This is a genomic window from Diplocloster hominis (assembly GCF_032380655.1).
GTDB classification, from domain to species: domain Bacteria; phylum Bacillota; class Clostridia; order Lachnospirales; family Lachnospiraceae; genus Diplocloster; species Diplocloster hominis.
In genome coordinates this window covers 1-1,050 of record NZ_JAWDIY010000087.1, presented here as the reverse complement: position 1 = coordinate 1,050, position 1,050 = coordinate 1, and the positions used below count along the sequence as shown (strand labels likewise).

Annotated in this window: 1 tRNA gene and 3 rRNA genes; all 4 read left to right on the top strand. The window is 46.1% G+C overall.

The features are described 5' to 3' along the window. Nucleotides 1-74 (top strand): 16S ribosomal RNA (locus ABC831_RS26375); the annotation flags it as partial. A gap of 119 nt (nucleotides 75-193) precedes the next feature. Then, nucleotides 194-311 (top strand): 5S ribosomal RNA (rrf, locus tag ABC831_RS26370). A 4-nt stretch (nucleotides 312-315) separates the two neighbouring features. Beyond that, nucleotides 316-388, top strand: a tRNA-Ala gene (locus ABC831_RS26365). Nucleotides 389-968: 580 nt separating this feature from the next. Further along, nucleotides 969-1,050: ribosomal RNA gene (locus ABC831_RS26360) — 23S ribosomal RNA — on the top strand; the annotation flags it as partial.

Here is a 1,050-nt window from a genome sequence, read left to right as displayed (position 1 = left end):
AGGCGGGATGGATAACTGGGGTGAAGTCGTAACAAGGTAGCCGTATCGGAAGGTGCGGCTGGATCACCTCCTTTCTAAGGAAGAAGAAGTAAGGGTTGTTTTACTGTTTAGTTATCAAGTCGGTCTATGAGAAATTACAACTATCCTCGTGAAAATTGGAAATACATAGATCGCAGATAACTTTATATATATTTCTGGTGTCGATGCGCTTAAGGGACACACACGTTCCCATCCCGAACACGTTTGTTAAGACTTAAGCGGCCGATGGTACTATACTGGTGACGGTATGGGAGAGCAGGTGGATGCCAGATTTACGGGGGTATAGCTCAGTTGGGAGAGCACCTGCCTTGCAAGCAGGGGGTCAAGGGTTCGAATCCCTTTATCTCCATCGATAAAAGCCGTGAAGCAAAGCTTCCCGTTTTTATCGAATGTAGATTTGACCTGCGCGCCAGCGCAGTAGGAGCTTTTAGAAATGAGCAGCGTCAAGCTTGCTTGTCGATGATCATTTATAAAAGATCCGTGATGCACGAAGTGCATGTCAAATCGGACGGCGCACCAAAAGCCGGCTTTATTTAAAGGCCAAACGTGACCGAGAAAATCTCCGATTTTCGAGGGCTCAACACCAGGCCCGGCCCAAAAACGCCATCCACCAACCAAACCGATGGAACCCCTCCAACGAAACATCCCGGAAGGCCCTCCATCCCCATGTACCTTGAAAACTACACATTGAAAAATCAATTGAAAAATCTGATTTCAAGGAACTGAAAGCAGATGAAGTTCAGCAAAGTGTCAGCCGCCAAAAAGCTGCGGACACAGAGAAGAACAACATCCCAACGCAGTTAGTTCCAAAGAAAGAAGAAACTTCAAGACATCCGAGATTAAAAAAGATTAATTGAAACCAATTCAAAGAATCCGAGAAAATCAAGAACCAAAAAAGACCCATTCCCATAACGCTATATGAGAATGCAGGTCAAGCGAACAAGAGCGCAGGGTGGATGCCTTGGCACTAAGAGCCGATGAAAGACGTGATAAGCTGCGAAAAGCTTCGGG